The sequence below is a fragment of the Alistipes muris genome (genome assembly GCF_943193205.1).
Lineage (GTDB): Bacteria > Bacteroidota > Bacteroidia > Bacteroidales > Rikenellaceae > Alistipes > Alistipes muris.
This window is the reverse complement of the sequence record NZ_CALPDD010000017.1, coordinates 1-8342: the sequence shown is the minus strand read 5'-3', so window position 1 is coordinate 8342 and position 8342 is coordinate 1. Positions and strand designations below refer to the sequence as shown.

The window sequence follows — 8342 nt, the reverse complement described above, 5'->3', positions numbered from 1 at the left end:
AAGCACAAGGAACCCAAAAACCTTGTGCTTCGTTGTTTATCACAGATTCTGAGCACAGTGAAATAAGCGAAGCAACGAGCACTCGACGAACGAAGCATCTGCGTACTCCCTCTCTAAGATGAGCGCGTCGTTTTTTCCCTCGAAAGCCTTGATTTGGGCAATCTTTTATTTTCGGCGTGCTATTTGCAGGACTTTCCGTGTCATTTAAACTTTTTTAGAGTTATGAAAGAGTACAGCAACAAAAAAGAAAGCACCGCTGCTTCGCGTAGCCAGAAGTCTACGACGACCGCCAGCCACCGTTCCAAGGGCCCCGAGGCCAAGTCCGCTTCCAAGCCCGCTTCGGGCCGCGCCACTTCCGGGCGTTCGACGGCCAAGACCACGTCGTCGCGCAGCTCCTCGTCGCGGAGCACCAAGTAGGCGTCACAGCGTACGAAAAGCCTGCATCCCGTTGGAATGCAGGCTTTTTTGTTTGCCGACAGAAAAGGGCCGTCAGCGTTCTGCGGCGTAGGCTTTCAGTCCTGTGCGCAGGAATTCCACGAATCCCGCCACGTCGAGGTCATAGCCGCGCGGCGGTGCCAGCAGCTGTCCGTTGCGGCCTTGCAGAATGTAGCAGGGCTGGGCGTTCACTCCGTAGGTTTTGCGCGCCAGGTAGGAGTTGATTTTGCCGAGACTTTTCAGCACCTTGCCCCCGTCGGTGGTCACCCATTCGCTTTCGGGCAGTTGTTTTTTGTCGTCCGAATAGAGGGCGCAGATTACATAGTCGTCGCGCAGAATCGCCAGCACTTCCGGGTCCGACCAGACGCGCGATTCCATTTCGCGGCAGTTCACGCAGCCGTGGCCCGTGAAGTCGATGAAGAGCGGTTTGTTCACGCGGGCGGCGTAGGCTTCGGCTTCCGCAAGGTCGAAGAAGCCCTCCAGCCCGTGGGGCAGGTGCAGGAAGTCGGCGTATTTGCGTTTTTGCGGCGCGGCCGTTTCCGTCGTCGGGGTCGCCGCAGCACCCGGCGTCAGGATGAAATCCTGCGTCGTCAGCGGCGGCAGGTAACCCGAAAGCCCCTTGAGCGGCGCTCCCCACATGCCCGGTATCATGTAGACCACGAACGAGAAGACCGCAATTGCCAGCGCCAGCCGCCCCACGCCCACATGGGAGAGGTCGCTGTCGTGCGCGAACTTCAGCTTGCCCAGCAGGTAGAGCCCCAGCAGCGAGAAGACCACGATCCAGACGGCCAGGTATATTTCGCGGTCGAGCAGTCCCCAGTGGTAGGTCTGGTCGGCCACCGACAGGAACTTGAATCCCAGCGCCACTTCGATGAATCCGATGACGATTTTCACCGAGTTGAGCCAGCCGCCGCTCTTGGGCAGTTTTTTCAGTATCGACGGGAACAGCGCAAAGAGCGTGAACGGCAGGGCGAACGCCAGCGAGAAGGCCAGCATCGTCAGTATCGGCGCCCAGAATTCGCCCGAGGTCGATTTGATGAGCACCGAACCCACGATGGGACCCGTACACGAGAACGACACCAGCACCAGCGTCAGCGCCAGGAAGAAGATGCCGCCCAGTCCCTTGGTGTCGGCCTTGGCGTCGGCCTTGCTGACCATCCACGAAGGCATCGTAATCTCGAACGCGCCGAAGAACGACGCCGCGAAGACCATGAATACCAAGAAGAAGATCACGTTCGGCAGCCAGTGCGTCGCCAGCCAGTTGAAGATGTCGGCCGTCACCGCGTCGCCGCCCGCCGCACGGGTTATCAGAATGATCGCCGCAATCGGCAGCGTGTAGAGCGCTACGATGAAAATGCCGTAGAGCGCCGCGCGCAGGCGGCCCATCGCCGGGCCTCCCTCGCCCTTGAGGAAGTACGAGACGGTCATCGGGACCATCGGGAAGACGCACGGGGTCAGCAGTGCCGCGAATCCCCACAGCACCGCTTCGATTATCAGCGCCCACATGCCTTTGTCGTCCGTCGTATCGTGGGCCGGAGCGGTTGTTCCTTCAACTTTTCCGACAGGCGTTTCTGCCGCCGAGGTTTCCGGGATGCGGATCGTCATTTGCCGTTCGTCGGGCGGTGTGCAGCTCCGGTCATCGCAGAGCATCCATTCGAGGGCTGCCTCCACGGTGCCTTGCGTTCCCGTCAGCCGGACGTTTTGGACGAAGACCGCTGTTTCTTCCAGCGTCCCGATTTCCATGTCGAATATCTCGTCGTGGTAGCGGTGGGGCTTCGTCAGAAGTTCCACGCCGCCTTCCAGCGTCACGCCTTCGCCCGGCGTCAGCACGATTGCCGTCGCCGTCGGGCCGTCCGCTTCGTAGGGGCCCATGTCGTACATGTGGTAGCGGGCAGGTATCTGTGCTTCCAGCACTATGCGGTAGGCGTCGCCGCCCTGCGGTTCCACCCGGTGGGTCCACGTCGCCTGCTGCGCCGTCGCCGTCAGCGCGGCCATCGCCGACGCTGCCATCATCAGTATCTTTCGCATTTTCGGTAAGTTTGTTTGCCGAGGACAAAGATAGCGCAAGCCGAGAGCAAAAGCAAACTTGTTTGCATTTTGCCGAGGCGCCGCCGATATTCTGTAAAGATAGCGCAAGCCGAACAATGCCGAATTTGTTCGAGCAGGGGCCGCGCCGCCGACAGTGCAGAACATCCCCGTTTTCAAAGAATCCGAAATCGCACGCCGTTCTTCGTGCCGTTTGCATTATCTTTGTCCCAAACGCAGTTTGTATGAATTCGCAGTTTCTCGTTCCTTTTCTGCTCACGCTCGGAGCCGGCCTGGCTACGGGCATCGGCAGCGCCGTGGCGCTTCTGACCCGGCGAACCAACAAGCGTCTGCTCTCCTTTTCGTTGGGCTTGTCGGGCGGCGTGATGATTTACGTGTCGTTCGTCGAGTTGTTCCGCCAGTCCTGCGAGGCGCTCTCTTCCGCGTGGGGCGAGCGGGTCGGCATGGTCTTCTGCGTCGTCTCGTTCTTCGGGGGCATCCTCCTGATCGGCATCATCGACAGGCTCGTGCCCTCGGTCGAGAATCCCCACGAGGCCCACAGCGTCGAGGAGATGGACCGGCGGCCGCGCCATCCGCAGCTGATGCGCATGGGGGTTCTCACTGCGCTCGCCATCGCCATCCATAACTTCCCCGAGGGCATCGCCACCTTCACCGCCGCTGTCGACAGCAGCGCGCTGGGCGTCGCCATTGCCATTGCCATCGCCATCCACAACATCCCCGAGGGTATCGCCGTCTCCGTCCCCATCTTCTACGCCACGGGCAACCGCAGACAGGCGTTCTGGCTCTCGTTCCTCTCCGGCCTGGCCGAGCCCGTCGGGGCTTTGCTCGCCTGGGCGGTCCTTATGCCTTTCATGTCGCCCACATTGATGGGATGCGTGCTCGCCGTCGTCGCAGGAATCATGGTCTTCATTTCCATCGACGAGCTGCTGCCCGCCGCCCGCGAGTACGGCGAAGCCCATACGTCCATCTACGGCGTTGTCGCCGGAATGGCCCTTATGGCAGTAAGTTTGATTATGCTCGCTTAGGGCGCAGTTGTATATTAAGTATAAGTATATGAATATCGTTTTGCTTCTCGTCGGGCTCGGTCTCATCCTCGCCGGGGCCAGCCTGCTCACCGACGGCGCCGCCGCGCTCGCACAGCGGTTCCGGGTTCCCGAGTTCATCGTCGGGCTCACCGTCGTCGCCATCGGCACCTCCACCCCCGAGCTGGTCGTCTCCGTGCTGTCGGCCCTCGGCGGGCAGTCCGACATCGCCGTCGGCAACGTCGTCGGGTCCAACCTCTTCAACGTCTTCGTCATCCTCGGGGTCTGCGCCCTGATCCGGCCCCTCGCCCTTTCGCGCAGCAACATCCGACGCGACATTCCGTTCGGATTCGTCGCATCGCTGCTGCTGTTTCTGTTCGCCTCGGACAGACTCCTGCACCTCGGCACGGTCGACCGTATCGACCGCACCGACGGCATCGTCATGCTCGTGCTTTACATAGGGCTGCTGTGGTTCACCGTCAAGACGGCCGGGCGGAGCGTCGCTTCAGAGCACTCCGCCAAACCCGCCAAAGCCTTGTGGCTCACGCTCGTGTTCATCGTCGTCGGATTGGCCGGGCTGGTCGGCGGCGGCGAGCTGTTTCTCCACCATGCCACCGTCATCGCCCGCAAGCTGGGCGTCAGCGAATCGGTCATCGCCATCACGCTCGTTGCAGGCGGCACTTCGCTGCCCGAGCTGGCTTCGTCGGTCGTTTCGGTCGTCAAGGGCAAGGCCGGGCTCGCGTTGGGCAACGTGCTGGGGTCCAACATCGCCAACATCCTGCTGATTCTCGGCGTCAGCGCCACTATCCGGCCCCTCACGATGGGCGGTATCACCACCCTCGACGTTTCGATGGTGGTGCTCAGTTCGCTGCTTCTGTTCCTCACCGCCTTCACGTTCCGGCGCAAGACTGTCGACCGATGGGAGGGAGCCATTTTCCTGGTTATCTACGCAGCCTATATCTGGTATTTGATTAAATAGCGTTCCAGCAGCCGCGGCACGGCGTAGTCGCCTACCGTTTCGGTCGCCACGGCCAGCGCTTCGGCGGCCGGGGTCAGCTGCGGCGTCTCGATCCGGTGTATCGTGGCGTGAATCGTCCGGTGCGAAAGCTGGTGGCGCGGCATCTCCACGCTGTGTATCAGATGCCATGCGTCGCCTGCGAGTTCCGCAAAACGGGGCAGGGCCGTCAGCGCCATGAAGTCGGCCGGGCCGTCGGTCTCTATGAGCGGGAATTCGTAGAGCCCCTGCCAGATGTCGCGCCCCTCGCGCCGCGCCAGCAGCGTCTTCCCGCCGCAGACGATGTGCAGATAGTGGAACCAGCGGTCGCTCACTTTCGTGCGGCCTTGTTTGACCGGGCGTTCGGCGACGGTTCCCGCGGCCCGGGCCAAGCAGAGTTCCGCCAGCGGGCAGTCGCCGCAGCGGGGCTGCGCCGGGGTGCATTGCAGGGCCCCGAAATCCATGATTGCCTGATTGTAGAGCCCCGGATGCGCGGGGTCCAGCTGCGATTGCGCCAGCTCGGCGAACGCCTTGCGGCCCGCCGTCGTGTCGATGGGGGTTTCGACGTCGAAAAGCCGCGACAGCACCCGGAAGACATTGCCGTCGAGCACCGCACAGGGCAGGTCGTAGGCTGCCGAGCAGATCGCCGCTGCCGTGTAGTCGCCCACGCCCGGCAGCGCGCGTACTTCGGCGTAGGTCTTCGGGAATTCGCCCCCGAAGCGTTCCGCCACCGTTCGTGCTGCCGCATGGAGGTTGCGCGCACGGCTGTAATAACCCAGCCCCTGCCAAAGTTTGAGCACTTCGTCTTCGGTCGCCGCGGCCAGCGCCCCGATTTCGGGCCAGCGCTGCGTGAACCGCAGGTAGTAGTCCATCCCCTGCGCCACGCGGGTCTGTTGCAGGATCACTTCCGACAGCCAGATGCGGTAAGGGTCGCGCGTGCGGCGCCACGGGAGGTCGCGCCCCTCCCGGGCATACCATTCCAGCAGGATGGGGGCTATCCGTCGCATCGGCGCAGTTGCATTATCGGAGAACGAACGCCCGGGGAATCCGGACGAAAGCGGTCCACACCAAGCGCAGCCAAAGAATGACCAGCAGCCACAGGTTGATTTGCAGACCATAGAAGAAATTCATGATTGGCGGCGGGCACAGCACATCGACGGGCATGACTACCACCACCGCGAAGACGGCCCAGAACAGCACGCGGTCCAGGAGCTTCAATTCCCCCCCCCGCTTCATTGTCCAGTACCACATCATGTAGCCTATCAGCGAGATAACGTAGGTGTGGCTTTCGCTCGAATTGCTGAACAGGATGACATAGCCCGTCAGGCAGGCCAGCGCTCCGATGCGGAAATAGTCGCTCCGCCATTGCCGCCACCGCGCGAAGAGCCCTGCCGCCAGCGCCGCCAACACCCCCGCCTGCACCCAGGGCTGCACGGCAAGCAGGTTCAGCGGCCGCAGATAGAAGATGTTCTTCCATTCGCGCGTATCCTTGTGCGAGAGCAGCGCGTCGGCCCATTCGCCATACCAGCCCGGCAGTCCGTCGGGTGTCGTGCCCACAGCCGGAAGCGCCCACAGCACGGCTCCGACCAGCACCGCATAGCCCATGTTGCGCCAGAAGCGCGGGTAGCAGACCAGCAGTCCCAGCTGGAAAATGCCGTAGACTTTGGTGAACCCCGACAGTATGATAAGCACCACGGCCCAAAATCCCCGGCCGCGTTCGAGCAGCGCATAGGCAAAAAGGAACATGCAGCCCACGGTCACATTGTATTGGAATGAGAGCTGTGTGCACGCCAATATCAGAAACGTGTAGAGAAACGATTTGCATTTCTCCTCGCGCGTGAAGCGGGGCAGGGTGAAAATCGCCGCGAACCACAGCGTGAAGTTGAAGAGGTTCCACGCCACCGGGCCCAGCAATCCGGGCAGGTAGGCGAACGGCGCGAACAGCACGTTGAACAGCGGTCCGTAGAGGAAATAGTCGAGCCGCATCCCCGCCGGGGGCCAGTTTGCGCCGTAGGGGGCTATCTGCTGCCAGAACAGTTTGGTCGCCTCGGCGAAAATCATGAAATTGCGGTGACGCCCGCGCGACGCTTCGATAAGCGACAGCGCGAGTATCAGCAGAAAACCGATTATGTAGAGGTTGCGCGGGCTGAGAAAGAAAGCCCCGGCCCGACCTAAAAAGCCGCCCTTGTGCGGGCGGCGTGCCGATAGTTGCGGCGTCATTGCTGGCGCTTGCGGATTTTACGCCACGGCAGTCCCATCACGCCGAAAAGCGCTTCGCCGAAGATGCCGCCGCTCATTTTCGAGGTTCCCTCCTGGCGGTCGACGAAGACGATGGAGACCTCCTCGATTTTCATCCCCAGGCGCCATGCCGTATATTTCATTTCGATCTGGAAGCCGTAGCCCTTCATTCTTATGCGGTCGAAGTCGATGGCTTCCAATGCCTTGCGCGAATAGCAGACGAATCCGGCCGTGGCGTCGTGCACAGGCATCCGGGTCACCGTGCGCACGTATTTCGAGGCGAAGTACGACATCATCAGCCGCGACATAGGCCAGTTGACCACGTTCACCCCTTTCACATAGCGCGAACCCACCACCACGTCGCTGCCCGCGGCCGCCGCGGCGAAAAGCCGTACCAGGTCGTCGGGGTTGTGCGAGAAATCGCAGTCCATTTCGCACATGTAGTCGTAGCCGTGGTCCAGCCCCCAGCGGAAGCCCGTCAGGTAGGCCGTGCCCAGCCCCAGCTTGCCGCTGCGCTCCACCAAGTGCAGCCGCCCGGGGAAATCCTGCTGGCGCTGCTTGACGATTGCGGCGGTGCCGTCGGGCGAACCGTCGTCGATAATCAGCAGGTCGAACTCTTCGGGCAGCGAGAAGACCTTGGCTATCATGGCCGCGACATTCTCCTTTTCGTTATAGGTGGGTATGATTACCAGTCTGCGCATGGGTTTTCATTTTTTTTGTCGATTACAAAAATACGTTTTTTTTCGGAAATACGCTTTTCGGTCCTTTTTTATTTCGCGCGGCGTTTCATGGTTTTGATTCTCGCTTTCGTTTCGGGGGTCACGCGCAGCGATTCGACGATTTTCTGCAGCGCCTTGTTGTAGCTCCAGTCGCCGAGCGGGCACCCGTCGAGCAGCCATTCTTCCGTGCGCTCCGGAAATTTCACGTAGCAGACCGACACGGCCCACGCTATGCCCATGCGGACGTAGTAGGCATCGTGGCGTATAGCGCCCAACAGCTCCAGGAAAGGGTCGAGGTGCTCTTCGTCGACGAAGTTGCCCAGCGCCATGACCACCGCGAAACGTACCTCGTACTCGGCCTGCGAGCTGAAATAGGGTTGGATGAAGCGCCACATCGGGCCGCGTTCGGCCGCCTTGAGCCGCCAGCAGAAGCAGTCGCACACCGCCCAGTTGTCGATTGTCGGGACGAAGCGGCCGGTCCATTGCAGTTTCTCTTCGGGCGGACATTTCGCATAGCTTATGACCATCCCTCGCAGCATCTTCTCCTCGAAATATTCGTCCTCGGCTTCCTCGAGCCACGTCCGCCAGTCGCCGCGGGCTATTTCGCGGGCCATGGCCCGCAGCTGCGGTATGCGTACGCCGATCATTTTCCCGGCTCCCGGGGTCAGCGTGGCGCTGAAATCGCGGTAGCGGGTGTCCGCCAGCTCGAATAGTTGTTCGCGCAAAGTCATCGTTCGGGTGTTTGTTTCCGCCAAATATACGCATTATCGCCGGATTCCGAAGCGTTTTTCTTCGTCGGTCCGACCCGACGGCGGCATTTTCACTCTCTGCCATACATCTGCCACCTCCATAAACAGCGAAGCACAAGGTTTTTGATTCCTTGTGCTC

At 61.2% G+C, this 8342-nt stretch carries 8 protein-coding genes; 3 read left to right on the top strand and 5 right to left on the bottom strand.

Annotated features, from left to right (window positions below):
- Nucleotides 1–222: 222 nt before the first annotated feature.
- Nucleotides 223–417: a hypothetical protein gene (locus NFR47_RS08480; protein ID WP_251215148.1), complete on the top strand. Its 195-nt coding sequence runs from the start codon at nt 223–225 to the stop codon at nt 415–417.
- A gap of 72 nt (nt 418–489) precedes the next feature.
- Here the strand turns inward: NFR47_RS08480 and NFR47_RS08475 are convergent, their stop codons facing one another.
- Nucleotides 490–2463 (bottom strand): protein-disulfide reductase DsbD family protein, encoded by a 1974-nt coding sequence (locus NFR47_RS08475; RefSeq protein ID WP_251215147.1) that lies wholly within the window; start codon nt 2461–2463, stop codon nt 490–492.
- 242 nt (nt 2464–2705) lie between these two features.
- Between NFR47_RS08475 and zupT the strand changes: the two genes are divergently transcribed.
- Nucleotides 2706–3506, top strand: a complete 801-nt coding sequence (gene zupT / locus NFR47_RS08470) for a zinc transporter ZupT (protein ID WP_251215146.1) — start codon at nt 2706–2708, stop codon at nt 3504–3506.
- Between the two features lie 28 nt (nt 3507–3534).
- The gene (locus tag NFR47_RS08465) at nt 3535–4482 is read left to right on the top strand and encodes a calcium/sodium antiporter (protein ID WP_251215145.1); all 948 of its coding nucleotides are present in this window, start codon (nt 3535–3537) and stop codon (nt 4480–4482) included.
- On the opposite strand, the gene mutY is transcribed toward NFR47_RS08465, so the two are convergent.
- The 4 genes from mutY to NFR47_RS08445 all read right to left on the bottom strand — a co-directional run bounded on the left by mutY (nt 4458) and on the right by NFR47_RS08445 (nt 8185).
- Nucleotides 4458–5504, bottom strand: coding sequence for an A/G-specific adenine glycosylase (mutY, locus tag NFR47_RS08460; protein WP_251215144.1), 1047 nt, complete (start codon nt 5502–5504; stop codon nt 4458–4460). The genes NFR47_RS08465 and mutY overlap by 25 nt on opposite strands.
- Nucleotides 5505–5517: 13 nt before the next feature.
- Entirely contained in the window at nt 5518–6717 is a 1200-nt protein-coding gene (locus tag NFR47_RS08455) for a glycosyltransferase family 87 protein (RefSeq protein ID WP_251215143.1), read from the bottom strand.
- Nucleotides 6714–7436 (bottom strand): polyprenol monophosphomannose synthase, encoded by a 723-nt coding sequence (locus NFR47_RS08450; RefSeq protein WP_251215142.1) that lies wholly within the window; start codon nt 7434–7436, stop codon nt 6714–6716. Before NFR47_RS08450 ends, NFR47_RS08455 begins: the two co-directional genes overlap by 4 nt.
- A gap of 68 nt (nt 7437–7504) precedes the next feature.
- Entirely contained in the window at nt 7505–8185 is a 681-nt protein-coding gene (locus tag NFR47_RS08445; protein WP_251215141.1) for a DNA alkylation repair protein, read from the bottom strand.
- Nucleotides 8186–8342: the final 157 nt, after the last annotated feature.

Excerpts from the sequence above, each read along its gene's own strand:
- NFR47_RS08480 (WP_251215148.1), top strand. The coding sequence starts at position 223 with ATGAAAGAGTACAGCAACAAAAAAGAAAGCACCGCTGCTTCGCGTAGC.
- NFR47_RS08475 (WP_251215147.1), bottom strand. The coding sequence starts at position 2,463 with ATGCGAAAGATACTGATGATGGCAGCGTCGGCGATGGCCGCGCTGACG.
- zupT (WP_251215146.1), top strand. The coding sequence starts at position 2,706 with ATGAATTCGCAGTTTCTCGTTCCTTTTCTGCTCACGCTCGGAGCCGGC.
- NFR47_RS08465 (WP_251215145.1), top strand. The coding sequence starts at position 3,535 with ATGAATATCGTTTTGCTTCTCGTCGGGCTCGGTCTCATCCTCGCCGGG.
- mutY (WP_251215144.1), bottom strand. The coding sequence starts at position 5,504 with ATGCGACGGATAGCCCCCATCCTGCTGGAATGGTATGCCCGGGAGGGG.
- NFR47_RS08455 (WP_251215143.1), bottom strand. The coding sequence starts at position 6,717 with ATGACGCCGCAACTATCGGCACGCCGCCCGCACAAGGGCGGCTTTTTA.
- NFR47_RS08450 (WP_251215142.1), bottom strand. The coding sequence starts at position 7,436 with ATGCGCAGACTGGTAATCATACCCACCTATAACGAAAAGGAGAATGTC.
- NFR47_RS08445 (WP_251215141.1), bottom strand. The coding sequence starts at position 8,185 with ATGACTTTGCGCGAACAACTATTCGAGCTGGCGGACACCCGCTACCGC.